The organism is Mesorhizobium carmichaelinearum (assembly GCF_900199455.1).
In the GTDB taxonomy this organism is placed as follows: Bacteria; Pseudomonadota; Alphaproteobacteria; order Rhizobiales; family Rhizobiaceae; genus Mesorhizobium; species Mesorhizobium carmichaelinearum.
The window spans coordinates 49,247-75,678 of record NZ_FZQR01000008.1; the positions used below are offsets into that span (position 1 = coordinate 49,247).

Consider the following 26,432-nt stretch of genomic DNA (forward strand, 5'->3'; position numbering starts at 1 on the left):
GGTGTTCACCATTATGACCAGGAGCTTGCCCATCAACGGTTGCATGAGGCAATCGGGCTCGCTATCTCAACGCCATGAAAGTCAAAGACGCAGATATCCTGATCGTTCCGGGCTACACCAATTCCGGGCCTGAGCATTGGCAGACCCGCTGGCAATCCAAACTGTCGACGGCGCGGCGCGTCGAACAGGCGGAATGGTCGAAGCCGGTGCGCGAAGACTGGACGGCAAGCGTGGCCAAAGCGGTCAACGAGGCCGAGCGACCCGTCGTCATCGTCGCGCATTCGCTTGGTGTCGCCGCGGCCGTGCAGGCCATGCCGCAATTCGTCAAGCCGGTCGCCGGCGCCTTCTTCGTGGCGCCGCCCGATGTCGCCAACCCCAAGATCAAGCCGAAGCACCTGATGACCTTCGGTCCCTATCCGCGCGAGCCCTTGCCTTTTCCATCGATCGTGATCGCCAGCCGCAACGACCCGTTCTGCGCTTTCGACGTCGCAGAGGACATTGCCGGCGCCTGGGGTTCGCTGTTCATCGATGCCGGCGAGACCGGCCATCTCAACCAGGATTCAGGCTTCGGCCCCTGGCCCGAGGGATCGATGACCTTCGCCAAATTCCTGACGGACCTGAAGGCGTAGAGCAGTCTCAGGCGCCGATGGAATCCTTGATGCTCTTGAGCAGAGTCTTTGCCCCCAGCGAAATCAGCGCATGTTCGGACCCGGTGGCGAGCAGTCGGTAGCCCATCGACACGACACGGCCGGCAATTGCCGGTTCGACGACATAGATCGCCGCATGTTTTCCGGCCTTGCGGGTGCGCTCGGCGACCGATGCTATCGTCTCCATCATGCTTTCCAGCGTCGAATTGACGACCGTGCCGTTGCTCCAGGCGATCGAGAAATCCGATGGGCCGAGGAAAATGCCGTCGATGCCCGGCGTGTCGAGAATGCCGTCGAGCGCGTCGAGCGCGGCGCGCGTCTCGACCATGGCAAAAGCCATCGTGCGCTGGTTGGTGTCGCGCAGCCATTCGGCATAGTCGCCCTTGCCGTGGCGTGGAAAGGCATAGGTCGGGCCCCACGAACGCTCGCCGAGTGGCGGATACTTCATCGCCGCGGCGAACAGCCTTGCGTCGGCCACCGAGTTCACCATCGGCGCGATGACCGCCTCGGCGCCGAAATCGAGCGCCCGGCTTGCCATGTCGAAGCGGCCAACGGGAATGCGCACCAGCGCCGGCTTGTTCGCGGCAAGTACCGGCACGAGACCGCGCAATACGCTGTCCTCATGGTGGCCGCCATGCTGCATGTCGAGCGTGATGGCATCGAAGCCCTGTTTGGCGAGGATCTCGACGGTAAGGGCGTCCGGCACGCCGGACCAGGCGGTGATCAGCGTTTCATCGGCGGCAAGGCGGGACTTCAGGGACATCTAATCTCTTTCCTGGTTAGCGTCCGCAGTTTCAGCCGGAAACCAGTGCAAAGGCAAAGAAAAACCGCCCGGCTTGGCCGGGCGGTCGATTGGTCCAGTGGTCCTTTTCGCCGCAGGTTCTGTCGCAAAACCGTGGGACACTTTTGCGGAACCTGCTCCGGAATCAGGTGTTCTTGATCTGCTCGATCGCCTGCGCCATCAGTTCGTCCATGGTGCGGCGGATCTGATGGTCCGACTGCTCGACGCCCGCGGCATCGAAATCCTTGCGGATCTTGCGGAACACGTCGTGATCGCCGGCTTCCTCGATGTCGGAAACAACGACTTCCTTGGCGTAGGCATCAGCGTCGGCGCCCGATTTTCCGAGCTTTTCGGCGGCCCACAGGCCGAGCGCCTTGTTGCGGCGCGCCGATGCCTTGAACCGAAGCTCCTCATCAAATGCGAATTTGCGCTCGAAGCCCTCTTCGCGGTCTTTCATGCTGCTCATGGCGTCCCTCCGGGTCAAATCCGATTCGTTGGCAAGAGATATGTGTGTTGCCAAAGCACAAACCAAAAGGTCGCGAGCCGGTCAATACGCTTCGTCATATGCTGCGCTGCGGCATTTCAGTCCCGAAAGCGGTTGGTTGGAAGGATTTGCCGATTGAGCAAACGATGTGATTGGGATAGACCCGGCATTGAACCCAACCGTCGCCACACTAATTTAGGCAGACGGACAGGAACTGGTCGCTTGCCGCCTGCCCGCAAATCCAGAGAAAAATCAGATGAAAAATCGCCGCCGCATTTATGAAGGCAAGGCCAAGATCCTCTATGAGGGACCGGAACCGGGCACGCTGATCCAGTTCTTCAAGGACGATGCAACCGCGTTCAACAAGAAGAAACACGAGGTCATCGACGGCAAGGGCGTGCTCAACAACCGCATTTCCGAGTACATCTTCAACCACTTGAACCGCATGGGGATTCCGACCCACTTCATCCGCCGGCTCAACATGCGCGAGCAGCTGATCAAGGAAGTCGAGATCATCCCACTTGAAGTGGTGGTGCGCAACGTCGCCGCCGGCTCGCTGTCCAAGCGCCTCGGCATCGAGGAAGGCACTGTTTTGCCGCGCTCGATCATCGAATTCTATTACAAGGCCGATGCGCTCGACGATCCGATGGTGTCGGAAGAACACATCACGGCCTTCGGCTGGGCGAGCCCGCAGGAGATCGACGACGTCATGGCGCTCGCCATCCGCGTCAACGATTTCCTCTCCGGCCTGTTCATGGGCGTCGGCATCCAGCTCGTCGACTTCAAGATCGAGTGCGGCCGCCTGTTCGAAGGCGACATGATGCGCATCGTCGTCGCCGACGAGATTTCGCCCGACTCCTGCCGCCTGTGGGACGTGGCGACGCAGGACAAGCTCGACAAGGACCGGTTCCGCCGTGATATGGGCGGCTTGGTCGAAGCCTACCAGGAAGTCGCCCGCCGCCTCGGCATCATGAACGAGAATGAGCCGCCGCGCCCCACCGGTCCGGTGCTTGTCGCCTCGACCGACGGCGTCAAAGGCAAGCCGCACTGAGCGCGGCTTGCAACCCGATACTTTAGAACAGGAGCATGTCCAGCGTGATCAAGGCCCGCATTACCGTCACCCTCAAGAACGGCGTTCTCGACCCGCAGGGCAAGGCGATCGAACATGCACTGTCCGGCCTGGGTTTTGATGGCGTCGGCGCGGTGCGGCAAGGCAAGGTGTTCGACGTCGAACTGGCCGAGAGCGACAAGGCCAAGGCCGAAGCAGACCTGAAGGCCATGTGCGACAAGCTGCTGGCGAACACGGTGATCGAGAACTATAGCGTATCGCTTACCTGAGGTTGTGTCGGAGGCACTATGTCGGAAGTCACGAATGAGCTGATGTTCGGGCTTCTGAAGCGCGTGCATCACGAAATCGGTGAGGCTCGCCAGGATGTCTCCGAGACGAAACGGGAATTGAATGTGATGCGTGGTCACATGGTGGCGACGCAAAGCGATATTCACAACGTTTATGGCATTCTCGCCCGGCAAGACGAGCGTCTTGAACGCATAGACCGCCGCCTGGATTTGCGTGAACTCGCCGAGCCCAAAGACCTTATGAGCCGAAATGATATTCGTTCGGCAGCCGCGCTTTGAAACCGTACCTTTACGATGCCGAACGACACACAAATCTCGAAATTCATGAGCCTGGTCCTGCGGCACGCACCGCGGGAGGCAGGGCTGTCGCTCGACGAAAACGGCTGGGCCGATTTTGATGCGCTTTGCGCGGTCATCCAGACGAAGTTCGGCGCTTCAACTGTCGATGTCTTACGAGTCGTCGAGGAAAATCCAAAGAAGCGCTTTGCCGTCGAAGGCAATCGCATCCGTGCCGTGCAGGGCCACAGCGTCGATGTCGATCTCGGCCTGCCGCCGTCGGTTCCGCCTGATTTGCTCTATCACGGCACCAAGGAAGCGTTTCTTCCCGCCATTTTGCGCGAAGGCCTGACCAGCCAGTCACGCCAACATGTTCACTTGTCCAAAGATGTCGAAACGGCTCTGATCGTCGCGCGTCGCCGCGCCGGAAAAAGTGTTATCCTGAAGGTCGACTCGGCAGCCATGACCAGGGATGGGGCGTCATTCTTTCTCTCCGATAACGGTGTCTGGTTGACCAACCACGTTCCACCCCGGTATCTCACTCAGATGCTCGAACGGGAATTGCCATGAAATCCGCCGTCGTCCTCCTGCCTGGCCTCAACCGCGACCGCGACATGATCGCGGCGCTGACCAAGATTTCGGGAAAGCCGCCGGTCACCGTCTGGCAGACCGACACCGAAATCCCGGATGTCGACCTGATCGCCATTCCGGGCGGCTTCTCCTTTGGCGACTATCTGCGTTGTGGCGCCATCGCCGCGCGCATGCCGGTGATGCGGGCGGTCGCCGAAAAGGCCGCCAAGGGCGTCACCGTCATCGGCGTCTGCAACGGTTTTCAGATCCTCGTCGAGGCCGGCCTGCTACCAGGGGCGCTCATGCGCAACACCTCGCTGAAGTTCGTCTGCCGGCAGATCAAGCTCGAAATCACCAACGCCAACACCATGTTCACCCGCCGCTATCAGCCGGGCCAGATCATCCGCTCGCCGGTGGCGCACCACGACGGCAATTACTTCGCCGACGCCGAAACCCTTGCCCGCCTCGAAGATGAAGGCCAGGTGGTGTTCCGCTATGCCGAGGGTACCAACCCCAATGGCTCGATCAACGACATTGCCGGCATCATCAACGAACAAGGCAATGTGCTCGGCCTGATGCCGCATCCTGAAAACCTGATCGAAGCCGCCCATGGCGGCAGCGACGGTCGCGCCCTCTTCGAAGGCGCGCTCGGCATCGCCGCTTGACGATTTCAGCCGCAAATGCAGTAAAATTTACAAGGACATCACGTCCATTGCTCTGGGGAGAGAGACGGTCATGAAACTCTATTCGCGGCCGTTGTCGCCCTACTCGTCGATCGTGCGGGCGCTGGCCTATATCAAGGACGTGCCGCTCAAGATCATCGCGCCGCCGCCCGGTTTTCCGATCCCCGAAGAGTTTCGCGCCATCTCGCCGATGAACCGGATTCCGGTGCTGATCACGGGCTCGGGCGAAACCATCGTCGAATCGGTTGTCATCGCCGAATATCTCGAGGAGCGGTTTCCCGAACCGGCGCTGCTGCCGCCCGATTCCAAGGATCGCGCGCTGGTGCGCATGTTCGCCCGCATCACCGATCTCGACGTGCTGACGCCGACGATGAAGCTTTTCGAGCTGCATTTCGTCCAGAAACGAGACAATGCCGAGATCGACGCCCAATTCGCCCGCCTGCATCACGGGCTGGCGGCGATCGAGGCGCGCATGGCGCAAGGTCCCTTCGCGCTCGGCAACGACATCAGCTTCGCCGACGCCTGGCTGACGCCGACCCGGTTCATCTTCAACAATTTCCGCGCCATGACAGCCCGCCACGACCTGCTCGACGCCTATCCCAAATTCGATGCCTATGAGCAGATCGCATCGCAGCACCCGGCACTGTCGCGTGTATGGGGTGAGATGACCGACGGCCTGAAAATCTTCCTGTCCGAACTCGAGATGGGTGCCGCTTGATCAAGAGCAAGACGATCGTTCTCGTCGCCGCTGCAGGCTTTGCCCTGGCCTCGTGCCAATCGACCCCGAAGAGCACGCCTGTGCCCTCCGGCAAGAGTGCGGCGCTGCTGGCCATGGAACAGGTGGCGATCGCCGCACACAAATGCTGGATTGCCAGCAAGGATCCGGCCTTCAAGCAATATCAGATGGCCAATGAGCTGAACTCGTTCAGCGGCACGCCGCGTTTCCTTTTGGTGCCAGCCAAGCACTATGGAGGCAAACCGTTGCTGGTCGTGCAGGCGCAAGGCAATTCGAGCCGCGTCGACGCCTTCGGCCCGCTGATGCACGACCCGCTCGGCGCGCGCATCGGCTCCGACATTGCCCGCTGGCAAGCCGGCAACCCGGCCTGCGCCGCGACCGCCTGACCATGGGCCGTTTCCTGCAGATGGTGGGGCTGGCCGTTGGTCTGGCCGGGCTCGTCCTGCAGTTCTGCATCAGCATTCCAGCGTCGATGGAAGCCGGGCGCAGCCTGCTCGGCTCGATCGTCTTCCTGTTCAGTTTCTTCACCATCCTGACCAATATCGGCGCCGTGCTGGTGCACACATCGCTGCTGTCATCCACCGGCTATGCCTGGCTGCCGGCCTTCGCCGGGTCACGGATGCGGGCGGGGGTTGCGGTTTCGATCACCCTGGTGTTCATCGTCTATGCGACGGTTCTGGCACAGCTCTGGCAGCCGCAAGGACTGTTCCTGCTCTGCGATGTGCTGCTGCACTACGTCACGCCGGTGCTGTTCGTGCTGTGGTGGCTAATCGCGGGCGCCGACGGCAGGACAAGATGGAGCGACATTTCCTGGTGGGTGCTCTATCCCATCGCCTATCTGGCCTATGCTCTGGCGCGGGCGCCGTTTGCCGGCGAGGTGCCCTACCCTTTCCTCGATGTCGCCAAGAACGGCGCAGCCAGTGTCGCCGTCGCGGCATTGGCCATCACCGCGCTGTTCCTGGTGATCAGCGTTGTTGCCGTTTTTATCGATCGCGGCATCGGCCATCGCGGGGCCAAACGGGTCCGTTAAGACAAACGGGTCCGTTAGAATTGGCTTCTATTCCCAGAACCGCCTGATGCCCTCGCGATGGGCATCGCAGCGGGAGATGCCGATGTCCTTGAGCTGATCGTCGGTCATCTCCAGCAAAGCCAGCCGGCCGCGCCGGCGCTCCAGCAAATGGTCGATCCATCGCACCAGCGACCTGACCACGCGCACCAGACGGCCGACAAAGCCCCGCTGGCCGGACGGCCGCAGCGCCTCGCTTGGAAACGCGGCTCTTGAATGACGGATTGTCGCGATTGTATCCATTTTCTTTCTGCCAAAACTCTCAATTGCACCTCTTTTGGTGCGAGATTGATATGTATTGACTCATATTCCGGTGCAATATAGAAAATTGTCACCATGACAAATTGGCTTCCAGATCTGACCACCGGCGCCGGGCCGCTCTATCAACGCCTTGCCGACTCGGTCGAAGCGGGTATCGACCAGGGCGTGATCGGTGCCGGAACAAAACTGCCACCGCAGCGCGACCTCGCCTACGACATCGGCACCACGGTCGGCACGGTCGGTCGGGCCTATCAATTGCTGCGCGAGCGTGGACTGGTGAGCGGCGAAGTGGGGCGTGGAACCTTTGTGCTTGGCCAACGCGCCGATGGTGCGAGGCCGGACTTGCTGGCGCCGGACGTCAGCGGCGAAAGCACACGCCACATCGAGGCGCCGCGCGGCAAGCTGCGTTTCGACAGCATGGCCGCGCCCGACATCGGCCAGGGCGCCATCGTCGCCGATGTCCTGTCGCGCACCGCCCAGGATCATCCGCACGAGATCTCAAGCTACACGTGGGATTTTCCGGGCCGCTGGTACGAAGCCGGCGCCCGCTGGCTGTCGCGCAATTCGTTCCGCCCGAACGCCGACAGCATCGTTGCTACAATCGGCACCCATGCCGCTGTGATGGCGGCGATCGCGGCGCTGACCACGCCCGGCGACTACATCGCCTTCGAGCACCTTACCTACTCGCAGATCTCGCGCAGTGCCGGGCTGATCGGCCGGCGCATAGCGTTGGTGGCGTCGGATGACGACGGTATCGATCCCCAGGATTTCGAACGTGTCTGCGCGCAAAAGCATCCCAAGATGATGTTTCTGATGCCGACGGTGCAGAACCCCACCCTGGTGACCTTGTCGGCAGCCCGCCGCGAGGCCATCGCGCGTGCCGCGCGCGAATACAACGTCGTTCTCATCGAGGACGATCTCTATGGCCACCTCACCGATGATCCGACACCCTTGCTCGCCGAATTTGCACCGGAGAGAACCATCGTCGCCGGCGGCCTGTCGAAATCGGTCGCGGCCGGTGTGCGCGGCGGCTGGCTGTCCTGCCCACCCGCCTATCGCCACCGTATCCGCGTCGCCCACAAGATGATGACCGGCGGCATGCCCTTCCTGCTGGCGGAATTGAATGCCCGATTGGTGCTGTCCGGTCAGGCCGGAGAGATACGCAAACGCAGTATCGCCGAAATCAATGCCCGCATTGCGATCGTGCGCGAGACCTTGGCCGGCTTCGCGTTCAAGTCACACGACAAGGTGCCCTTTGTCTGGCTGACCCTGCCCGACCCCTGGCTTTCCGGCACCTTCAAGAATGCCTGCCTGGAACAGGGCGTGCTGATCAAAGATGAGGACGAGTTCAAGGCCGGCCGCTCCGAGCAGGTCTTTCATGGCGTCCGCTTCGGCATCTCGCATCCGAGGCAGCGCAGCGATGTCGCCGACGGCGTTGCGGTCATTCGCCGCCTCCTCGATGAGGGCCGCGCCGGCTACGACAGCTTCTCCTGAGCGAACTGAACGCGGGTCAGCCCTCGGCCTTGAAGTTGGCCGCCTCCTTCTTGGCCTTCTCCTTGCCGTGCTTCTCGGCAAGTTCCTTGGCCTGCCCAGGCGAAACGTCGGTGGTCTCGGCAATATGCATGGCCTCCTTGTCCGAGAGGCGATTGTCTTTCTTGCCTTGCTTGGTAGCCATGGTCTGGATCTCCTGGATGGTCTCAGACCCAACGGCCGGGACATCATAGCGTTCCCCAGCGGCGTTGCATTGCTCGCCGCGGAGGCCATCTCGGCCGTCGCCTTGTGCTTTCTGTCCATTTTCCTCGATCGACGGGTGTATCGGCCGCAAAGCTTGCGATATGAGGGGACTCAAAATCCCCGTTCCCATGGACATAAATCGCCGCCCATGACCATTTCCAATTCCGTGCCGATCACCCCCGAACTCATCGCCGCCCATGGGCTGAAGCCAGACGAGTATCAGCGCATCCTCGATCTCGTCGGCCGCGAGCCGAGCTTTACCGAGCTCGGCATCTTCTCGGCGATGTGGAACGAGCACTGTTCGTACAAATCCTCGAAGAAGTGGCTGCGCACGCTGCCCACCACCGGGCCACAGGTCATCCAGGGGCCGGGCGAGAATGCCGGCGTGGTCGACATCGGTGACGGCGACTGCGTCGTCTTCAAGATGGAAAGCCACAACCACCCCTCTTTCATCGAACCCTACCAGGGTGCGGCGACCGGCGTCGGCGGCATTTTGCGCGACGTCTTCACCATGGGCGCGCGGCCGATCGCGGCGATGAACGCGTTGCGCTTCGGCGCTCCCGATCACCCCAAGACCAGACATCTCGTCGCCGGCGTGGTTTCCGGCGTCGGCGGCTACGGCAATTCCTTCGGCGTGCCGACGGTCGGCGGCGAGGTCAATTTCGATGCCCGCTACAACGGCAACATCCTGGTCAACGCTTTTGCCGCGGGTCTCGCCAAGACCAATGCCATCTTCCTGTCGGAAGCCAAGGGCGTCGGCCTACCGGTCGTCTATCTCGGTGCCAAGACCGGCCGCGACGGCGTCGGCGGCGCCACCATGGCGTCGGCCGAATTCGACGACAAGATCGACGAGAAGCGCCCGACCGTGCAGGTCGGCGACCCCTTCACCGAAAAATGCCTACTCGAAGCCTGCCTCGAACTGATGGCGTCGGGCGCCGTCATCGCCATCCAAGACATGGGTGCGGCCGGCCTCACCTGTTCGGCGGTCGAGATGGGCGCCAAGGGCGACCTCGGCATCGAGCTCGATCTCGACAAGGTGCCGGTGCGCGAGGAGCGCATGAGCGCCTACGAGATGATGCTGTCGGAAAGCCAGGAGCGCATGCTGATGGTGCTGCGCCCCGAGAAGGAAAAGGAAGCCGAGGCGATCTTCCACAAATGGGGCCTCGACTTCGCCATTGTCGGCAAGACCACCGACGATCTGCGTTTCCGCGTGCTGCATCAGGGCGACCAGGTTGCCGACCTGCCGATCAAGGATCTCGGCGACAAGGCGCCGGAATATGACCGCCCCTGGGTAGAGGCGAAGAAGCCGGCGCCGCTCGCCGCCAATGACATTCCGCAGGCAGATGTTGCGGACGCGCTGCTGAAACTGCTCGGCGGCCCGGACCTGTCGTCGCGCCGCTGGGTGTGGGAGCAATACGACACGCTGATCCAGGGCAATTCGCTTCAGCTTCCCGGCGGCGATGCCGGCGTGGTGCGGGTGGAAGGCCATGCCACCAAGGCGCTTGCCTTCTCCTCTGACGTGACGCCGCGCTATTGCGAAGCCGACCCCTATGAGGGCGGCAAGCAGGCCGTGGCCGAATGCTGGCGCAATCTCACCGCCACCGGCGCACTGCCGCTGGCCGCCACCGACAACCTTAATTTCGGCAATCCGGAACGGCCGGAGATCATGGGCCAGCTGGTCGGCGCGGTGAAAGGCATCGGCGATGCCTGCCGCGCGCTCGGCTTCCCGATCGTGTCGGGCAATGTCTCGCTCTACAACGAGACCAACGGCCAGGGCATCCTGCCGACACCGACCATCGGCGGCGTCGGCCTCATCGCCGACTGGTCGAAGATGGTGCGCACCGGCTTTGCCGCTGAGGGCCAGATGATCCTGCTGGTCGGCGCACCCGCCTCCTGGGGCACGCATCTTGGCCAGTCGGTCTATTTCAGGGACATCCATGGCCGCACGGACGGCCCGCCACCGCCGGTCGACCTCGCGCATGAGAAGCGCGTCGGCGATCATGTGCGCTCGCTGATCGCCTCCGGCATCGTCACATCAGCCCACGACGTTTCTGACGGCGGCATCGCTGTGGCGCTGGCTGAAATGGCAATGGGGTCGGGCATTGGCGCGACCGTTCCCGGCCTAGTCGGCACCGATCCGATCCCGGTCTGGTTCGGCGAGGACCAGGGCCGCTATCTGCTGACGCTGTCGATCGACCCGCATGGCGAGGAATGGGACGCCATCCGCAAGCAGCAGGGCGAACTCGGCATCTTCGCGCCGTGGATCGGCTCGACCGGCGGCGACGCGCTGAAGCTCGGCGACGCCAGGGCCATCCCGGTCAGCGACCTGAAGGCTGCCCACGAAGGCTGGTTCCCTCGCTTCATGGACCAGGCCAGTTGAGCACACTGGCCGTCCGGGCGCTGCTTGCAGTCGTTTTCTGGCCGTCGCTGTTCTTCTTCTGGTTCCTCGGTCCGTTCGTCTTTTTCCTGCTGTCGACGACCTCGAGCGAGGTTTGCCCGCTACTGGAAAGGCGTGAGCAGTTCCTGGCTTCGGCCAATGGCACGCTGCCCATGCTGGTGCTGCAGAACCTCATCTATGCGGTTCCGATCGTCTGCCTCGTGCTTTGGAGCCGGCTTTTGCCGGAACCCGCGAGGACAGGCCGGGTCGTCACCTGCATCAAGCTTTTCGCCGTTGCGGCCATCCTGGGAGCCCTGTGGGAGTATGGCTCTTCGCTAGCCTGCGATGGTTACGGCCGGCCGTTCTTCTCGCCCGTCTGGCGGATGACCAGCTATCTGCCGATCGCCAACCTGGCGGCCAACATCCCGCTCTACGTGTTGGTCATCAGCCTTGGCCGTGCCTTCTCGATGCGCGAAGACGACCCCACAGCCGATGCGGTCCGTCCGGATGAGAATGCGCCTTAGGCGACAATCGCGCCGGTGCCGGACGGAACAGCTTCAAACCCGGCCGGAAAGGCTTTAGGTTTACCCCGACTCTCATCGCACGGGCGCTGGCGCCCGCCCGAAACAGGAATTCTGCCATGGCAATGGACGCCCACGACATCGAAAAACTGATCAAGGACGGCATTCCCGACGCCAAGGTGACGATCCGCGACCTCGCCGGCGACGGCGACCACTATGCAGCCGAAGTCGTCGCCGAGAGCTTTCGGGGAAAAAGCCGCGTCCAGCAGCACCAGATGGTCTATGACGCGCTGAAGGGCAATATGGGCGGCGTGCTGCACGCACTGGCGCTGCAGACCAGTGTTCCCGACTGAGGCAGTTCCCACCAACCCGCTTGGCCCAAAACCGCCCATCCTTTGCGCCATTTCGGCTGTGGCACGGCTAATGTCTTGTTTCGGGCAACCTATGGGTTTATTTGAAGGACATGCTTCGAGCCTGACTCCCACAGGCGTGAAAGGATATTCCATGAGCGGTATCAACGACTACATCGACAATGAAGTGAAGGGCAACGACGTCGTCCTTTTCATGAAGGGCACGCCCGGTTTCCCGCAGTGCGGTTTTTCCGGCCAGGTCGTCCAGATCCTCGACTATATCGGCGCCGACTATAAGGGCGTGAATGTCCTGGACTCGGCAGAGCTGCGCCAGGGCATCAAGGACTATTCCAACTGGCCGACGATCCCTCAGCTCTACGTCAAGGGCGAGTTCGTCGGCGGCTGCGACATTATCCGCGAGATGTTCCAGGCGGGCGAGTTGCAGACGTTCCTCGTCGAGAAGGGCGTGAGCGTCAAAGCCACTGCCTGATTCGGTTTCGGGCAGGTCGTAGCGACTGCACTGAACACTGGGGCGGCCTCACCTCGGCAATTTTTTACGTCCCGATATCGGGACCAAGACGAGCCAATGCGCCGGCCCGCCGGCGCATTTTCGTTTGAGAGATCGGACTTGCCGTGGACCAGCAATCAACAGCGCCGCAATCGGCAAGCAAACTGCCTATTCCGCGCTGGGAGTTCATTGCGCTGTGCGCAGCGCTGATGGCGCTGAATTCGCTGGCCATCGACATCATGCTGCCGGCGCTGCAGCAGATCGGCGCCTCGCTTGGCGTCGAGAATGAAAACCACCGGCAATATGTGGTCACCGCCTATATTCTGGGCTTTGGTGGCGGCCAACTGTTCTTCGGGCCGATCTCGGACCGGTTCGGTCGCCGCTCGCCGCTTGTGGCCGGGCTGATCATCTACGTGGCGGCGGCCGCCGCCGCGGCCATCGCGCCAAGCTTTGAAACACTGCTGATGTGCCGCGCCGTGCAAGGCATTGGCGCTGCCGCCACGCGCGTCATCGCGGTCTCGATCGTACGCGACACGTTCGAAGGCCGGCGCATGGCCGAAGTGATGTCGCTGATCTTCATGGTGTTCATGGCGATACCGGTCATTGCGCCAGGGATCGGCCAGTTCATCATGCTGTTCGCGACGTGGCACTACATCTTCGTCACCATGGCCGTCGGCGCGCTGATCGTATCGGCGTGGTCGCTGCTGCGCCTGCCTGAAACGCTGCGTCCCGAATATCGGCGGTCCCTGACGGTCTCCTCCGTCGTCGGTGGATTCCGCATCGTCCTCACCAACCGCATCGCGCTCAGCTACGCCTTTGCCAGCACCTTCGTCTTCGCCGCAATGTTCGGTTTCATCGCCTCGGCGCAGCAGATCTATGTCGACATCTTCAATGTCGGCGAGATGTTCCCGGTGATCTTCGCCGGGGTCGCCGGCGTGCTCGCCTTCTCCAATTTTCTGAACTCACGCCTCGTCGGCCGCATCGGCATGCGCCGGCTGTCGCAGAGCGCGCTGCTGCTGTTTCTGGTCATCAGCCTGGCCTGGCTGGTCGTTTCGCTGGAAATCAAGATGCCGCTCTGGCTGTTCATCACCTTCTTTGCCAGCGCCATGCTTCCCTTCGGCGCGCTTGGCGCCAATTTCAACGCGCTGGCCATGGAGCCGCTCGGCCAGCTGGCCGGCACGGCGTCGTCCATCCTGGGCTTCATGCAGACGTTTCTCGGCGGCATTCTCGGCACGCTGATCGGCCAGGCCTTCAACGGCACGGTGACGCCGCTTGCCGCCGGCTTCTGTAGCGTCTCGGTCGCGGCGCTGCTGATGATCCTCATCGCCGAGCGCGGCAAGATGTTCCAGCCGCACAACCCACCCGTTTCAGGGCACGTCACCGACCTGCATTAGAGCGGTTCACCGTTTCGCGGAAACGGCGAACCGCTCTAACTCCTTGTTTTAACGCAATTCCCAAGGGAAAGCGCTCCGCGCTTTTCCCGGGAAAACCGCTTCACACTTTTCCTGGAATTGCTCTAGACGACGTGCGTCAGGATGCGCCTTGAATCGCCGCCGTGAAGCGAGGCGCAAGCATGCGCCCGGCGATTGCGCCGCCCATACTGTCCGAAAAGGGCATTGGCAGAGCCTCGTCGAGTGCCTTGAGGATGGATGCCACGAAGGCCCGGCTGAGTTGCGGATCGGTTCCCAGATCGGAATAGGTGGCGCGGGGCTTGCCGATCAGCGTGCCATTGCGGCGAAGCGAGAACTGCAGCGTCAACGACATGCCCGCGGTTCCTGCTGGCGGCTTCCAACAGGCATAGATAGCGTCCGACATCTCCTTGAGGGTGTCGACGGGATCGGTGCTGTGGCAGGGGCGCTCTTGCGCGATTGCCGCGTTGGCGTTCGCAAACAAGACGACGGCAAGAGCCGCTGCAAGAAACGCGAACCGAGACTTCATTCGAGAGAGCCCCCGCGAAAGCACCACCTCTTTGGCCGCACGACCCGACGGTTCAAGCGTTGGCCGCAGGAACCGATCCTACGCAGCCCACAGTTCGCGGCGCAACTCCTGCCAGCTTTCCTTGTCGGGCGCGACCAGCAGGCCACCGCCGACATGCGACGGCAGATAGGCGCTGCCGTCGAAGCGCGCGGCATGGCCGCCGGCCTCGGCATGGATCAGCACGCCGGCCAGATGGTCCCAGGGCATCAGCTTGTTGTAGACGACGAAATGGCCATGGCCACTCGCCAGCAGCCGGTATTCGTGGGCGGCACAGCGGTAGTTGAACTGCGACAGCGTCTTGGTCTGGTTGCAGGCCAGCCGCGTACGGTCGGGCTCGGCCATGTATTGCCAGGAGACCGCACCGGTCATCTCAGAGATCGGCGCGCTTGCGGCAACCCGCACTGTCTCCAGGCTGCCATGCGCATGGCGGATATGGCTGCCGGCACCCTTGGCGCCGATCAGCCAGTCCTTGCCGACCGGATCATGGATGATGCCCGCCACCGTCTCACCCTTGATCACGACGCCAAGCATGACGCCGAACAGCGGCACGCCGGAGGCGAAGTTGAAGGTGCCGTCGACCGGGTCGATGACGAAAGCCAGATCGGCATCGCCCAAACCATCGAGCAGCGCCGGGTCGTCGGAACAGGCTTCCTCGCCGACAACCATGGCCGAGGGATAGCGCTGGCGCAGCCTGGCGGTGATCAGCCGTTCGGCGTTGACATCGGCTTCCGTCACCAGATCGGCGGCGGAGGTCTTCTGCCTGACATCGCCATCGCCCAGCCGGCGAAAGCGGGGCATGATTTCGGTGTCGGCGGCCTCGGCCAGCAGGCTGGCCAGCCAGTCGATCGCATTGTCGTCAAATGTCATCGGAAGCGTCTTGTCCTGTGATGAGGGTCTGATTCAGGGCTGCAAAGTCGAACAGTTTCCTGTCGAGCAGATGCGACGGCCTGGTGTTGGACAGCGCGCGGATCATCGTGTCCTTGCGGCCGGGCATGCGCTTTTCGATGTCCTCCAGCATCGCCTTCATGGCGTTGCGCTGAAGGCCTTCCTGGCTGCCGCAGAGGTCGCAAGGGATGATCGGGAACCGCATCGCGGCGGCGAATTTCTCGAGGTCGATTTCGGCGCAGTAGCTCAGCGGCCGCAGCACCATGACGTCGCCCTCGTCGTTGAGCAGCTTTGGCGGCATGGCGGCGAGACGGCCGCCATGGAACAGGTTCATGAAGAAGGTTTCGAGAATGTCCTCGCGGTGATGGCCGAGGACCAGCGCCGAACACCCCTCCTCGCGCGCGATGCGGTAGAGATGGCCGCGGCGCAGCCGCGAGCAGAGCGAGCAGTAGGTGCTGCCCTGCGGCAGCTTGTCGGTGACGACCGAATAGGTGTCCTGGTACTCGATGCGGTGGGCAATGCCGTTGGCGTTGAGGTAGTCGGGCAGGATATGCTTGGGAAAATTCGGCTGGCCCTGGTCGAGGTTGCAGGCCAAGAGTTCGACGGGCAGCAGCCCGCGCCATTTGAGGTCGAGCAGCGTGGCAAGCAGGCCGTAGGAATCCTTGCCGCCCGACAGCGCGACCAGCCAGCGCTGACCGGGCTCCACCATCGAGAAATCCTCGATGGCCTGGCGAGTCAGCCGCAGCAGCCGCTTGCGCAATTTGTTGAACTCGACCGAGGACGGCACGTCGGCGAACAGCGGATGGGAGCCGCCTTCGGCGGCCGGTTCGAGCGTCTCTATGTCTGGCTGCATGTTCATGGCGCGGCGGCCCCGGGAATGACTTCCGCCCGGATTAGCGCATCGGCCGGAGAATCGAAACCGCAAAGCGGATGTGCCAAACAAAAAGGCCGCCTCGAGGGGCGGCCTTTCGGTATCGCAGAAAGCGTTCGCTTAGCGCGAATAGAATTCGACGACCAGGTTCGGTTCCATCTGGACGGCGAACGGCACGTCCGCCAGGCCGGGGATACGCGAGAAGGTCGCGACCATCTTGTTGTGATCGGCTTCGATGTAGTCCGGCACGTCGCGCTCGGCAAGGCCGACCGATTCGAGCACGATGACCAGCTGCTTCGACTTTTCGCGCACTTCGACGACGTCGCCCGGCTTGCAGCGATACGAGCCGATGTTGACGCGCTTGCCGTTGACGTTGACGTGGCCGTGGTTGACGAACTGACGGGCCGCGAAAATGGTCGGCACGAACTTGGCGCGGTAGACGACCGCGTCGAGACGCGATTCGAGCAGGCCGATCAGGTTCTCTGAGGTGTCGCCCTTGCGGCGGTCGGCCTCTTCATAGACCTTGCGGAACTGCTTTTCCGAAACGTCGCCATAGTGACCCTTCAGCTTCTGCTTGGCGCGCAGCTGCAGGCCGAAATCGGAAAGCTTGCCCTTGCGGCGCTGGCCGTGCTGGCCGGGGCCGTATTCACGCTTGTTGACCGGGGACTTCGGGCGGCCCCAGATGTTTTCGCCGAGACGGCGGTCGATCTTGTATTTCGCGGATTCGCGCTTGCTCATCGCATTCCCTTTTCAAAACAACACACCCGGCACCTCATGGTCCGGGTGAAGGAAACGCGCCCTCCTCTGGCCTCCGTTTTCGAGACCTGACAGGGTTTTCCCACGCAACGCGGCGGGAAAACCCACGGGACACGTCAGTTCAAACAAGACCAGAAACCAAGGCAACCGATCTTGCACATGCAAAACAAACACCGGACATCGCTGCCCGGCGTTGGCGGCTGGTTAAACCGAGATTTAACCGCTGTCAAGCTTCCGCATAGCTTGGGACAGCGCAACCGTGTAGCGTCCGCGGCGTTGAGCGATGCCGGATGTGGCGGGAGGTTTTGCGCCAACGGCACCAGGAAGGGACTGGAGCTAGAGGAGTCCAATTGGCATGAGGAAGTTCTTCCTTACCTTGGCAGGCGCCGCGGTGCTTGCAGGTTCGATGGCGGTGGCGCCGGAACCGGCTATGGCGCGCCATTGGCACGGCCACAAACAGGTCTGCCGCGTCATCGTCAAGAAGCGAGTGGTGTGGCGGCATGGCCACCGCAGGGTGATCGTCGAGCGGATACGGCGCTGCCACCGTTGGTAAGGCAAAACATCTGCCCAGAGATTTTGCTTAGAGACAAGGCCCGCAGTTCCGCTGCGGGCCTTCGTCTGTTGGGTCAACGTCGCGAACGACACGCTCAGTCTTTCGACTTCTTTTCCGGCAGCCCCTTGCGCTTGGTCTCCGCGAATTCCTCGAGCTGTTTTTCACTCATGGATTCGTACATTTCTTTGGAAGCGCCCTTGAGTTCGCTTTTCTTCGTCTCGCCGCGCTTGGCGGAGAGCGCGGCGCCGGCGGCTTTCTGCTGGGCTTTCGAGGTGGCTGGCATGGCCGTTTCTCCTTTGCTGTCAGGAGAAACGCCGCGCTTCGGCGGCGGTTCCGGCGCGCAAGCGGCCCAGTTCCTCTTGCGGCTGCTGCCAGCCCGTCAGGCGACCGGCTTCGGCGAGTTCGTTGGCAGCCTTCCCGTGTCCGGAGCCTCGGTGTAGGACTGCTGAATGAAGTCTCTGACAGACCTCTCACAAGCTCTCTCCACCGGCCTTGCGAAAATCCGCACCGAATTCCACGTGCCGGATGGATTTCCGGCAGACGTCGTGGCAACCGCGGAAGCGGCGGCCAGACGTGTGCCAGACCAGCATGCCGATCGAACTGATATGCCCTTCGTCACGCTTGATCCGGCTGCCTCCACCGATCTTGACCAGGCGTTCTCGATCGAGGCGAGCAGCAGTGATCTTCTGCTGCATTATGCCATTGCCGACGTGGCCTGGTTCGTCGAGGACGGCGACGCGGTGGATGTCGAAGCCTGGAACCGGGGTCAAACGCTTTACCTGCCGGACGGCAAGGCCGGGCTCTATCCCCCGGTGCTTGCCGAGGCTGCGGCGAGCTTGTTGCCGGATGGACCGCGTCCAGCTGTGATCTTCACGGTTCGGGTCGCCGAAGACGGCGCGGTGAAGCTGGACGGCGTGGAACGGGCAATCATTCAAAGCCGCGCGAAGCTTGCCTATGACAGCGTGAAGGCGTCCGACGTTCCGCCCGACTTCGCCGAATTGGCGCGGCGCATTGCGGCAAACGAAGAGCGTCGTGGCGCTTCACGCGTCGACCCGCCCGAGCAGGAGGTGGAAAGGCTCGCCGACGGCACCTTCCGGCTTTCGTTCAGACCGCTGCTGCAATCCGAGCGGGACAATGCAGCACTTTCGCTGGCTGCCAACATGGCGATTGCCGACGCCATGCTGGCGCACGAGACCGGGCTGTTCCGGGTCATGTCTGGGCCGGACGCTTCCAAGGTGCAGAGACTGCGCAACGCGGCACAGGCGCTCGGCCTGTCCTGGCCGGCCTCTACCGGCCTGCGCGACTATCAGCGCACGCTTGACCCGGCCGATCCGAAACAAGCCGCATTGATGCTGGAAATCCGCCGTGCAGGCAACGGCGCGTCCTACCAGCCCTATCAGGAGGGTGTCGTTCCCTGGCATGAGGCGATGGCCGCCACCTATGCCCATGCCACCGCACCGCTCAGGCGGCTCGCCGACCGCTATGTCGTGCGCTGCGCGCTGGCAATCGCCAACGGTCAGCCCGTGCCGCAGGCCGTCACCGATGCATTCGCTGGATTGCCGAAGGTGATGGGACGTTCGGATGCCCGCGCCTCGCAGATCAACCATGCGGCCATCGACCTTGCCGAGGCGGTGATGCTCAGGGGACGCGAGGGGGAAACGTTCAAAGCTGTCGTCACCGACTTCGTCGACCATGGCGTGCGCGTTCAGCTTGCCGACATGCCTGTCGTTGCCACCGTGAAGGCCACCGGGCTCAGACAAGGTGACGGTCTGACGCTAAAACTGGTGTTGGCCGATGCGGATCAACGCAGCATCGTCTTCGAACCCGTTTAGGCGGTAGACGTTTCCGCCACTAATCCAAAGCCCTGCATCAGCCGGCTGACGGCGAAATCCGCTTTGCCTGACGTGAAGACAGCGATATCGGGCTCGCCTTGCGGCAGCGCCCCATCGATCGGCGGCAGCAGCGAAAGTGCCCGCCTGGCGATCGCCTCGGCCGGATCGATCCAGTCGACCGGCCAGGGCGCGGTCTTGCGCATGCGGTTGACCAGGAACGGATAGTGCGTGCAGGCCAGCACGACAATGTCGGTTCTCAGCCCATCATGTTCCATGAAGCAGGGTGAGATCTCGGCGCGCACGGCTTCCTCGTCGACAAAGCCCTCGCGCATATAGACTTCGGCAAGCCCCGCCAGCCTGTCGCTGCCAACCAGGCGGACATGGCATTTCTGCGCCCATTTGCTGATCAGGTCGCGTGTATATTGCCGCTTCACCGTGCCCGGCGTCGCCAACACCGAGACCAGGCCAGAGCGGGTGCGCTCCGCCGCCGGCTTGACCGCCGGCACTGTGCCGACGAAGGGATGGCCTGGAAATCTCTCGCGCAGCGCATCGATCACCAGCGTCGAGGCGGTGTTGCAGGCAATGACGGAAATCGCCGGCGCAAACCTGTCGAGCAGCTTGGCGAAGAGCTCGAGTATATGGGTGCGCAGTGCCGGTTCTTCCCAGGCGCCGAACGGAAAGGCGGCATCGTCGGCGACATAGATGAAGCGCCGGTCCGGCATCAGCACGCGCGCCTCGCGCAAAACGGTCAGCCCGCCGACGCCGGAATCGAACATCAGGATCGGGCGGTGGCTTGATCGATCGTTCATGAATATCGGACCACGGAAAGAGGCTGGCCAGTGATTTGGCCAACGCCGTTTCTATCCGCAACGATCATGGTCTTGAAGTGGCGAACGCTCGCAAGTTTGCGCAGTTCTGGCCTCACACCCCACGCTTGCCGAAGCCGGCGGCACGCGACCTGCCAAAAGGCTGCGGCGCGGGCGGAACGCGTGCAGCGGCGACACGCGGCGTAGCCGGGACATTGCTTGCTGCGGTTCGGTCGGCGCGGGCCGACGTTGGCAGCGGGCCGTCAAAGTCGAACATTGAGGTCAGTTCTTCGATGTTGCTGCCGGCGACAGGCTTTGCCCACAGGATGCTGCACCAAAGGCCGAATATGGAAAGGCCAAGCAGGTTCAGGCCGCCAGGCACGCTTTCCGGATCACCGAATTTGATGACCAGCAGCGTGCCTGCTTGCAGAACGGCGTAGAAGCCGGAAAGCACGATATAGGACCACACGATCCACCGGCGCCCGTTTGCATCGCGGCCGCGGCGCAAGGCAATGTTGCTGCGCAGCACAACAAAGATGAGCGAGAAGACCAGTACCGCACCGGCCATGCCTTGTCGTGACGGGCCTGGCGCCGAATAGACCAGCCCTTCGAAGCCGATCGTGCCGATAATGCAGATGATGATCGCCACCACTTCGGCCACCGACAGGCCGAGAGAGTAAAGGAAGAAGCGCATCCGGCCGATATTTGAGGTGAACATTGGCGACCCACCGTTTTCACAACAATGGATCAGAACCGAATAATATTCGGTTACTCCAGACGTTCGAAGCTTACTGACCTTAACCTTCTTTATCAGCCACCCGGCTTCGCGCAGCGGCCGGAAGCCGTCTTGGATCGTCTCCCGGCGAACCATCGCCGCGCGGCATTGCCGGCGAGAACCTGTCGAGTGAGGAAATAATGCCGCGCAGCACCTTCAGCTCCGGCTCGGCAAAGCCGGCGCGCGTCAGCACGGCGCGCAGATTGTCGACCATCTTCGGCTTCTTCGGCGCCGGCCGGAAATAGCCGCGAGCCTCGAGTGCGCCTTCGAGATAGGCGAACAGGCCGTACAGCTCTTCCTTGCTGGCCGGCTTCATCTCCGGCCCGGTGAAATTGGTCTTGGTCTCGTCCTCGAGGCCGGACTTCATCCACTCATAGGACATCAGAAGCGCTGCCTGGGCGATGTTGAGTGAGGAGAAATCAGGATCGACCGGAAAGGTGACGATCTCGTCGGCAAGCCCGACTTCGTCATTATAGAGGCCGAAGCGCTCGCGGCCGAACAGGATGCCGGTGCGCTGCCCCATGCCATGACGGGCGCGCAGCACCCTGCCCGCCTCCACCGGTCCGCGCACGGCCTTGAAGCCATCGCGCTGCCTTGCCGTGGTGGCGAAAACGAAGTTCAAATCGGCAAGCGCCGAAGCCAGATCGTCGAACACCTTCACGGCATCGATGACATGGTCGGCGCGGCTGGCGGCGGCGCGCGCCTTCTCGCTCGGCCAACCGTCGCGCGGATTGACCAGGCGCAGTTCGACCAGGCCGAAATTGGCCATGGCGCGGGCGACCATGCCGATGTTCTCGCCGAGCTGCGGCTCGACGAGGATGATGGCCGGACCGGCGGCCGTGGTGCTATCGGGATCTTTGGTGACAGACATGATTGTCAATGAACTGCTGTTTGCGGCATTTCAGCGTTCCCTGCCATATTCAGCCGCGAAAATGAAGCTTTGGCAAATGATGGCGGCCATGACCTCGCATTCGTGACCGATCGCCGTTTGCGCGGCCAAAAACGCTTTGATATACGGGCGGCATCTCCCGGCCGAACGCCACGCGGGCAAGGCCGTCCCATATCCCAGCAACGAGGCATTCTTTCATGGCGAAGATCAAGGTGGCGAACCCGGTCGTCGAACTCGACGGCGACGAGATGACCCGCATCATCTGGCAGTTCATCAAGGACAAGCTGATCCACCCTTATCTCGACCTCAAGCTTGAATATTACGACCTAGGCATCGAGCACCGCGACGCCACCAACGACCAGGTGACGATCGATTCGGCCAACGCCATCAAGAAATACGGCGTCGGCGTGAAATGCGCGACGATCACCCCCGACGAACAGCGCGTCGAGGAGTTCAAGCTGAAGAAGATGTGGAAGTCGCCGAACGGCACCATCCGCAACATCCTCGGCGGCACCATCTTCCGCGAGCCGATCATCATGAAGAACGTGCCGCGGCTGGTGCCTGGCTGGACCAAGCCGATCATCGTCGGCCGTCATGCCTTCGGCGACCAGTATCGCGCCACCGATTTCCGCTTCCCCGGCAAGGGCAAGCTGACGATCAAGTTCATCGGCGAGGACGGCAAGGTGATCGAGCATGACGTGTTCGACGCGCCCGGCGCCGGTGTCGCCATGGCCATGTACAATCTCGATGAGTCGATCCGCGAATTCGCCCGCGCCTCGCTGAATTACGGCCTGCTGCGCAACTATCCGGTCTATCTGTCGACCAAGAACACCATCCTGAAAGCCTATGACGGCCGCTTCAAGGACATTTTCCAAGAAGTCTACGAGGCGGAATTCGAGGCCGAGTTCAAGTCGAAGAAGCTGTGGTATGAGCACCGCCTGATCGACGACATGGTGGCGTCGAGCCTGAAATGGTCGGGCGGCTATGTCTGGGCCTGCAAGAACTATGACGGCGACGTGCAATCCGACACAGTGGCTCAAGGGTTTGGCTCGCTCGGCCTGATGACCTCGGTGCTGATGACGCCGGATGGCAAGACGGTGGAAGCTGAAGCCGCGCACGGCACCGTCACCCGCCACTACCGCCAGCACCAGAAGGGCGAGGAAACCTCGACCAATTCGATCGCCTCGATCTTCGCCTGGACGCGTGGCCTCGCCCACCGCGCCAAGCTCGACGACAATGCCGAGCTGAAGCGTTTTGCCGAGACGCTGGAAAAGGTCTGCATCCAGACGGTCGAGAGCGGCTTCATGACCAAGGACCTGTCGCTGCTGATCGGTCCGGACCAGCCCTGGCTCTCGACCACCGGCTTCCTCGACAAGATCGACGAGAATTTGCAGAAAGCGATGGCGTAAGGACCCAAATTTCCACATGGCGAAGGCTCCGAAAGGAGCCTTCGTTTTTTTGGGCCAGCGAAAGCGAAGGGCTGACAGCATGACCAAGCCGATCCTCTACGGCGCGGACTACAGCGTTTACGTGCGCATCGCGCGGATGGCGCTGGAGGAGAAAGGCATCGACTACGAGCTGGTGCCGCTCGACATCTTCGCCGCCGACGGCATTCCGGCCTGGTATCTCGAACATCATCCGTTCGGCCGTATCCCGGCCTTCGAACATGATGGTTTTCGCCTCTTCGAAACAAATGCGATCGCGCGCTATGTCGACGAGGCTTTCGACGGTCCGACGCTGCAGCCTGCCGATGCGCGCGGTCGCGCCAGGATGAGCCAGATGACAGGCATGCTCGACGCCTATGGCTACCGCGCCATGGTCTGGGACGTTGCCGTCGAGCGGCTGGAAAAGGCGGAGCCTGATGAGACGCTGATCGCGGGCGGCCTGAGGCAGGCCGAGACGGTGCTGAACGTGCTGACCTCGTTGAAGGCACAAGGACCCTGGCTGCTCGGCGATCAGCTGACGCTGGCCGACCTGCACGCCGCGCCGATCCTTGCCTATTTCGTCAAGGTTGCCGAAGGGCAAAAGCTGTTGGCACAGTTCACCGGTATCCAGGACTGGTATTCGCGCATCGCTGCCCGCCGGAGCTTTGTGCGCAGCGAAAAAGTCGGCTGAGGCTGTGAGACCTCATTCGGGCAGGTAGATTTCCGCCTTCATGAAGGTTTTGGCGCGACCGCTGATCAGCACGCGGTCATCTACGAGCTCGCACAGCAAATGGCCGCCGCGCTGCGAACACTGGAACGCCGACAGATGGGTCTTGCCGAGCTTTTCAACCCAGTACGGCACCAGCGTCGCATGGATCGAACCGGTCACCGGATCCTCGGGAATGCCCGCTGCCGGCGCGAAGTAGCGCGACACGAAATCATGGCCGCCGCCCCGCGCGGTGACAACGACACCGAGCGGGTCGAAGGCCGCGATCTTGAACAGGTCGGGAACGAAAGATCGCACGGCGGCTTCATCGGCAAGCTCGACGAAGAGGTTCTCGAAATTGCGAAAGCACGCGACCGGCCGGGCCGACACACTGTCCTGAAGCGTGCGCGTCAATTCGACATCGAGCGGCTGTGGCGGGAAGCATGGCAGGTCAAGCCGATAGGCATCGTCATGTCGCGAAACCCTGATCTCACCGACCCGCGTCGCAAAGGCCATGTCGCCCGACACGTTGTAAGCTTCAGCAAGCACATGCGCCGTGGCGAGCGTCGCGTGGCCGCAGAACTCGGCCTCATGCACCGGCGTGAACCAGCGCAGGTCCCAACCCGTGCCGTTGGGTCGCGCGAAGGCGGTTTCAGCCAAATTGTTCTCGTTGGCAACGGCCTGCATGACCTCTTCCGGCAGCCAGTCCTCCAGAATGAGGACGGCCGCCGGGTTGCCCTGAAAAACCCGATCGGCAAAAGCATCGGCCTGATACATGGTCAGTGTTGGCATATCTTACTCCGGATCGGCCCTCGAAACTTCCGGGCGGGCGCGCATTAGAAACTGATTGCCGGCCGGGTCACCATCAGCCAGAGGATCGCAGGCACCGCGCCAAAGGCCGGAAAGCCGCAAGCAAACCAGATGCGAAACAGGCGCTTCTCTTCAGCGGGCAGCGGTGCGTTTTCGAGGACCGCCTGCCGTGCCAGATTCCGGATCCGAATCTGGATCCAGACCACCGGCAGCCAGAACAGGCCGGTCACGACATAAAGCAGCAAGGACAGCACGATCCAGCCTTCGGAGAGCGGCCAGCCGACTGCCTGCGCCAGCAACACGCCGGTGATCGGCTGAATGATGATGGCCGTTGCCGTGAAGATCGTATCGGCGATTACGACCGTGCCCGCGACATGGGCGACGAGTTCGGCGCGGCCGGTGCGCTGCGCCATCAGCATGAAGAAGGCGATGCCCGCACCAGTGCCGAACAGCACCGTGGCGCCGATGATATGCGCCCAGCGCAATATGTCGGCCCAGAGGCTCATCGTTCGTCCAAAATCGCCAGTGCCACCAGCACCAGGCAAAGCGCCGGGATCGTCTTGACCAGCGGTCCCAGCGGATCAAGCCATAGACCCGGGACAAGAAGCGTCGCCCCCGCCAGATAGGACAAGGCGATCGCGATCATCGCCAGCAGCGCGCGCCGGGCCAGGGATCGGACCACGACAGCCGCGCCGACCAGGATATCCGCCGCACTTCCGGCCAGGACCGCGATATTGGCGAAGCTCGCCGACACGCCGTGCGAAACAAGGACATCCGCCGCCGCCTCTTGCCGGATCAGGCCGATGATCCCCGAAACAAGCCAGAACAGGGACAGGCAAGCGAAGACGGCGGGCTTCGCCAGCCAGAGGCGGGCGAACCATCGTTCCTGGACATTTGCGGGCATGTCGGCCAGCGTGGCCTCCAGCGGCTGAAGCGGACGGTCGCAAACCTGGTTCCAGGCCGCGGCGTCGCCCGTGACACCGCGCGCCACCGCGGCAAGGGCTGCGCTGCGCAACGGGGACCGCCAGCCAAGAATGCCAAGCATGTCGGCAACGGCGCCCGCAAGCCGGCCGAGAATGGCTGGCATCGGCACGATTCTTGCCGCCGGCAGACCAAGCCACGCACGAAAGGCGGAGAGGATCTCGGCGAGCGGTCTGGCCTTGGCTTCGACGAGATCGACGGCAAGTCGGGGCGGCAGCGATCCGGCGACCGCCAGTGACACCGCTTCGGCAACGTCGGTGACCGATATGGTCTGGATCGGCTGGCGCGGCATGACGGCCGGAATAAAACCGGGGAACGCCGCAAGGGCGCGCAGAAGCGCCGTCCCGCCATAGGCGGCTGGCGCGATCACGAGGCCCGGTCGCAGGATGGTCCACTCCAGCGAGGAGCTTGCGACGGCCTTGTCGCCTTGCGCCTTGGTGCTGAAGAAAGGATTTGCCGAGACGAGATCGGCGACGATCGCGGAGATCTGCGCAAAGCGGTGCACACCGGCCTGTTCGCAGGCCGCGACGAGTGCCACCACCGAGCCCCGGTGAACGGCGTCGAGGCGATCGCGCGGGCCGTCCTGCAAGGCGCCCGCCGCATTGACCACCGCGTCCATGCCGGCAACCACCGGCAGCCAGTCTTCAGCGGCGAGCAGTTTCGACATGTCCGCCGCGATCCAGCGAACCGCCGGGCGGCGCCGCCCGGCATCCCCGACATCGCGGCCGAGACCGGTGACATGATGACCATCGCGTAGCAAACGGCCAACGATTGCGTCCCCGATCAAACCATAGCCGCCGAGGACGAGAATATTCAT

General features: G+C 62.6%; 35 protein-coding genes. 20 read left to right on the forward strand and 15 right to left on the reverse strand.

Annotation, left to right across the window (positions count from 1 at the left end):
- The first annotated feature begins 74 nt into the window (after positions 1 to 74).
- On the forward strand, positions 75 to 629 hold the full coding sequence (locus tag CKW40_RS19185; RefSeq protein WP_095201460.1) for an RBBP9/YdeN family alpha/beta hydrolase: 555 nt from the start codon (positions 75 to 77) through the stop codon (positions 627 to 629).
- Between the two features lie 7 nt (positions 630 to 636).
- Here CKW40_RS19185 and CKW40_RS19190 read toward each other — a convergent pair whose 3' ends face one another.
- On the reverse strand, positions 637 to 1,410 hold the full coding sequence (locus tag CKW40_RS19190; RefSeq protein ID WP_095201461.1) for an HpcH/HpaI aldolase family protein: 774 nt from the start codon (positions 1,408 to 1,410) through the stop codon (positions 637 to 639).
- 163 nt (positions 1,411 to 1,573) lie between these two features.
- Positions 1,574 to 1,894 (reverse strand): DUF1476 domain-containing protein, encoded by a 321-nt coding sequence (locus CKW40_RS19195; RefSeq protein WP_010909104.1) that lies wholly within the window; start codon positions 1,892 to 1,894, stop codon positions 1,574 to 1,576.
- Positions 1,895 to 2,168: 274 nt separating this feature from the next.
- On the opposite strand from CKW40_RS19195, the gene purC reads away from it, so the two are divergent.
- The 8 genes from purC (at position 2,169) to CKW40_RS19235 (ending at position 6,563) form a co-directional block, all read left to right on the forward strand.
- Positions 2,169 to 2,963 carry a phosphoribosylaminoimidazolesuccinocarboxamide synthase gene (gene purC / locus CKW40_RS19200; protein WP_027028673.1) on the forward strand — a complete coding sequence of 265 codons (795 nt, stop codon included), beginning with the start codon at positions 2,169 to 2,171 and terminating at the stop codon, positions 2,961 to 2,963.
- Between the two features lie 44 nt (positions 2,964 to 3,007).
- Entirely contained in the window at positions 3,008 to 3,250 is a 243-nt protein-coding gene (gene purS, locus CKW40_RS19205; RefSeq protein ID WP_095201688.1) for a phosphoribosylformylglycinamidine synthase subunit PurS, read from the forward strand.
- Positions 3,251 to 3,268: 18 nt separating this feature from the next.
- Positions 3,269 to 3,547 carry a hypothetical protein gene (locus CKW40_RS19210; protein ID WP_143748331.1) on the forward strand — a complete coding sequence of 93 codons (279 nt, stop codon included), beginning with the start codon at positions 3,269 to 3,271 and terminating at the stop codon, positions 3,545 to 3,547.
- A 15-nt stretch (positions 3,548 to 3,562) separates the two neighbouring features.
- Entirely contained in the window at positions 3,563 to 4,114 is a 552-nt protein-coding gene (locus CKW40_RS19215; protein ID WP_095201462.1) for an RNA 2'-phosphotransferase, read from the forward strand.
- Entirely contained in the window at positions 4,111 to 4,779 is a 669-nt protein-coding gene (purQ, locus tag CKW40_RS19220; RefSeq protein ID WP_095201463.1) for a phosphoribosylformylglycinamidine synthase subunit PurQ, read from the forward strand. Before CKW40_RS19215 ends, purQ begins: the two co-directional genes overlap by 4 nt.
- A gap of 70 nt (positions 4,780 to 4,849) precedes the next feature.
- Positions 4,850 to 5,515, forward strand: a complete 666-nt coding sequence (locus tag CKW40_RS19225; RefSeq protein WP_095201464.1) for a glutathione S-transferase family protein — start codon at positions 4,850 to 4,852, stop codon at positions 5,513 to 5,515.
- Complete coding sequence (locus CKW40_RS19230) at positions 5,512 to 5,919, forward strand: hypothetical protein (protein WP_095201465.1); 408 nt, start codon at positions 5,512 to 5,514, stop codon at positions 5,917 to 5,919. Before CKW40_RS19225 ends, CKW40_RS19230 begins: the two co-directional genes overlap by 4 nt.
- 2 nt (positions 5,920 to 5,921) lie before the next feature.
- On the forward strand, positions 5,922 to 6,563 hold the full coding sequence (locus CKW40_RS19235; RefSeq protein ID WP_095201466.1) for a Pr6Pr family membrane protein: 642 nt from the start codon (positions 5,922 to 5,924) through the stop codon (positions 6,561 to 6,563).
- A gap of 27 nt (positions 6,564 to 6,590) precedes the next feature.
- Here the strand turns inward: CKW40_RS19235 and CKW40_RS19240 are convergent, their stop codons facing one another.
- Positions 6,591 to 6,842, reverse strand: a complete 252-nt coding sequence (locus tag CKW40_RS19240) for a DUF1127 domain-containing protein (protein ID WP_095201467.1) — start codon at positions 6,840 to 6,842, stop codon at positions 6,591 to 6,593.
- A gap of 93 nt (positions 6,843 to 6,935) precedes the next feature.
- On the opposite strand from CKW40_RS19240, the gene CKW40_RS19245 reads away from it, so the two are divergent.
- Positions 6,936 to 8,354, forward strand: coding sequence for an aminotransferase-like domain-containing protein (locus tag CKW40_RS19245; protein WP_095201468.1), 1,419 nt, complete (start codon positions 6,936 to 6,938; stop codon positions 8,352 to 8,354).
- Positions 8,355 to 8,370: 16 nt separating this feature from the next.
- On the opposite strand, the gene CKW40_RS43810 is transcribed toward CKW40_RS19245, so the two are convergent.
- The gene (locus CKW40_RS43810) at positions 8,371 to 8,535 is read right to left on the reverse strand and encodes a hypothetical protein (RefSeq protein ID WP_179298019.1); all 165 of its coding nucleotides are present in this window, start codon (positions 8,533 to 8,535) and stop codon (positions 8,371 to 8,373) included.
- Between the two features lie 207 nt (positions 8,536 to 8,742).
- Between CKW40_RS43810 and purL the strand changes: the two genes are divergently transcribed.
- The 5 genes from purL (at position 8,743) to CKW40_RS19275 (ending at position 13,744) form a co-directional block, all read left to right on the forward strand.
- Entirely contained in the window at positions 8,743 to 10,974 is a 2,232-nt protein-coding gene (gene purL, locus CKW40_RS19255) for a phosphoribosylformylglycinamidine synthase subunit PurL (RefSeq protein ID WP_095201470.1), read from the forward strand.
- Entirely contained in the window at positions 10,971 to 11,495 is a 525-nt protein-coding gene (locus CKW40_RS19260) for a hypothetical protein (protein WP_095201471.1), read from the forward strand. The genes purL and CKW40_RS19260 overlap by 4 nt, the downstream gene beginning before the upstream one ends.
- 116 nt (positions 11,496 to 11,611) lie before the next feature.
- Positions 11,612 to 11,845: a BolA/IbaG family iron-sulfur metabolism protein gene (locus CKW40_RS19265; protein ID WP_010909092.1), complete on the forward strand. Its 234-nt coding sequence runs from the start codon at positions 11,612 to 11,614 to the stop codon at positions 11,843 to 11,845.
- A gap of 151 nt (positions 11,846 to 11,996) precedes the next feature.
- Positions 11,997 to 12,332, forward strand: a complete 336-nt coding sequence (grxD, locus tag CKW40_RS19270; protein WP_095201472.1) for a Grx4 family monothiol glutaredoxin — start codon at positions 11,997 to 11,999, stop codon at positions 12,330 to 12,332.
- Between the two features lie 143 nt (positions 12,333 to 12,475).
- On the forward strand, positions 12,476 to 13,744 hold the full coding sequence (locus tag CKW40_RS19275) for a multidrug effflux MFS transporter (RefSeq protein WP_095201473.1): 1,269 nt from the start codon (positions 12,476 to 12,478) through the stop codon (positions 13,742 to 13,744).
- A 136-nt stretch (positions 13,745 to 13,880) separates the two neighbouring features.
- Here the strand turns inward: CKW40_RS19275 and CKW40_RS19280 are convergent, their stop codons facing one another.
- The 4 genes from CKW40_RS19280 to rpsD all read right to left on the reverse strand — a co-directional run bounded on the left by CKW40_RS19280 (position 13,881) and on the right by rpsD (position 16,821).
- Complete coding sequence (locus CKW40_RS19280; RefSeq protein WP_095201474.1) at positions 13,881 to 14,288, reverse strand: UCP034077 family protein; 408 nt, start codon at positions 14,286 to 14,288, stop codon at positions 13,881 to 13,883.
- Positions 14,289 to 14,366: 78 nt separating this feature from the next.
- Positions 14,367 to 15,194, reverse strand: coding sequence for an inositol monophosphatase family protein (locus CKW40_RS19285; protein ID WP_095201475.1), 828 nt, complete (start codon positions 15,192 to 15,194; stop codon positions 14,367 to 14,369).
- Positions 15,184 to 16,071: a tRNA 2-thiocytidine(32) synthetase TtcA gene (gene ttcA / locus CKW40_RS19290; protein ID WP_095201476.1), complete on the reverse strand. Its 888-nt coding sequence runs from the start codon at positions 16,069 to 16,071 to the stop codon at positions 15,184 to 15,186. The genes CKW40_RS19285 and ttcA overlap by 11 nt, the downstream gene beginning before the upstream one ends.
- A gap of 132 nt (positions 16,072 to 16,203) precedes the next feature.
- The gene (rpsD, locus tag CKW40_RS19295) at positions 16,204 to 16,821 is read right to left on the reverse strand and encodes a 30S ribosomal protein S4 (protein ID WP_013895883.1); all 618 of its coding nucleotides are present in this window, start codon (positions 16,819 to 16,821) and stop codon (positions 16,204 to 16,206) included.
- Between the two features lie 373 nt (positions 16,822 to 17,194).
- On the opposite strand from rpsD, the gene CKW40_RS19300 reads away from it, so the two are divergent.
- Positions 17,195 to 17,392 carry a hypothetical protein gene (locus CKW40_RS19300; RefSeq protein ID WP_095201477.1) on the forward strand — a complete coding sequence of 66 codons (198 nt, stop codon included), beginning with the start codon at positions 17,195 to 17,197 and terminating at the stop codon, positions 17,390 to 17,392.
- A 94-nt stretch (positions 17,393 to 17,486) separates the two neighbouring features.
- Here CKW40_RS19300 and CKW40_RS19305 read toward each other — a convergent pair whose 3' ends face one another.
- Entirely contained in the window at positions 17,487 to 17,675 is a 189-nt protein-coding gene (locus tag CKW40_RS19305) for a DUF3008 family protein (protein WP_095201478.1), read from the reverse strand.
- Here CKW40_RS19305 and CKW40_RS43815 point away from each other — a divergent pair.
- On the forward strand, positions 17,674 to 17,832 hold the full coding sequence (locus CKW40_RS43815; protein ID WP_179298020.1) for a hypothetical protein: 159 nt from the start codon (positions 17,674 to 17,676) through the stop codon (positions 17,830 to 17,832). The two genes, CKW40_RS19305 and CKW40_RS43815, sit on opposite strands and share 2 nt — an antisense overlap.
- A 9-nt stretch (positions 17,833 to 17,841) precedes the next feature.
- Positions 17,842 to 19,224, forward strand: coding sequence for an RNB domain-containing ribonuclease (locus CKW40_RS19310; protein ID WP_095201479.1), 1,383 nt, complete (start codon positions 17,842 to 17,844; stop codon positions 19,222 to 19,224).
- Here CKW40_RS19310 and murI read toward each other — a convergent pair.
- The 3 genes from murI to CKW40_RS19325 all read right to left on the reverse strand — a co-directional run bounded on the left by murI (position 19,221) and on the right by CKW40_RS19325 (position 21,676).
- Positions 19,221 to 20,033, reverse strand: a complete 813-nt coding sequence (gene murI / locus CKW40_RS19315; protein WP_095201480.1) for a glutamate racemase — start codon at positions 20,031 to 20,033, stop codon at positions 19,221 to 19,223. The genes CKW40_RS19310 and murI overlap by 4 nt on opposite strands.
- Positions 20,034 to 20,145: 112 nt before the next feature.
- Positions 20,146 to 20,748, reverse strand: coding sequence for a hypothetical protein (locus tag CKW40_RS19320; protein ID WP_095201481.1), 603 nt, complete (start codon positions 20,746 to 20,748; stop codon positions 20,146 to 20,148).
- A 79-nt stretch (positions 20,749 to 20,827) separates the two neighbouring features.
- Positions 20,828 to 21,676 carry an RNA methyltransferase gene (locus CKW40_RS19325; RefSeq protein WP_095201482.1) on the reverse strand — a complete coding sequence of 283 codons (849 nt, stop codon included), beginning with the start codon at positions 21,674 to 21,676 and terminating at the stop codon, positions 20,828 to 20,830.
- Between the two features lie 215 nt (positions 21,677 to 21,891).
- Here CKW40_RS19325 and CKW40_RS19330 point away from each other — a divergent pair, with 215 nt between their 5' ends.
- Both CKW40_RS19330 and CKW40_RS19335 read left to right on the forward strand, forming a co-directional pair.
- The gene (locus CKW40_RS19330) at positions 21,892 to 23,103 is read left to right on the forward strand and encodes an NADP-dependent isocitrate dehydrogenase (RefSeq protein WP_095201483.1); all 1,212 of its coding nucleotides are present in this window, start codon (positions 21,892 to 21,894) and stop codon (positions 23,101 to 23,103) included.
- A 79-nt stretch (positions 23,104 to 23,182) separates the two neighbouring features.
- Complete coding sequence (locus tag CKW40_RS19335; RefSeq protein WP_095201689.1) at positions 23,183 to 23,809, forward strand: glutathione S-transferase family protein; 627 nt, start codon at positions 23,183 to 23,185, stop codon at positions 23,807 to 23,809.
- A gap of 12 nt (positions 23,810 to 23,821) precedes the next feature.
- Here CKW40_RS19335 and CKW40_RS19340 read toward each other — a convergent pair whose 3' ends face one another.
- The 3 genes from CKW40_RS19340 to CKW40_RS19350 are packed head-to-tail and all read right to left on the reverse strand — an operon-like array spanning position 23,822 to position 26,432.
- Positions 23,822 to 24,616 carry a PhzF family phenazine biosynthesis protein gene (locus CKW40_RS19340; protein ID WP_095201484.1) on the reverse strand — a complete coding sequence of 265 codons (795 nt, stop codon included), beginning with the start codon at positions 24,614 to 24,616 and terminating at the stop codon, positions 23,822 to 23,824.
- 44 nt (positions 24,617 to 24,660) lie between these two features.
- A complete protein-coding gene (locus tag CKW40_RS19345) occupies positions 24,661 to 25,140 on the reverse strand; it encodes a DUF2269 family protein (RefSeq protein WP_095201485.1) in 480 nt (159 codons plus the stop codon).
- Positions 25,137 to 26,432: an SDR family oxidoreductase gene (locus CKW40_RS19350; protein ID WP_095201486.1), complete on the reverse strand. Its 1,296-nt coding sequence runs from the start codon at positions 26,430 to 26,432 to the stop codon at positions 25,137 to 25,139. The genes CKW40_RS19345 and CKW40_RS19350 overlap by 4 nt, the downstream gene beginning before the upstream one ends.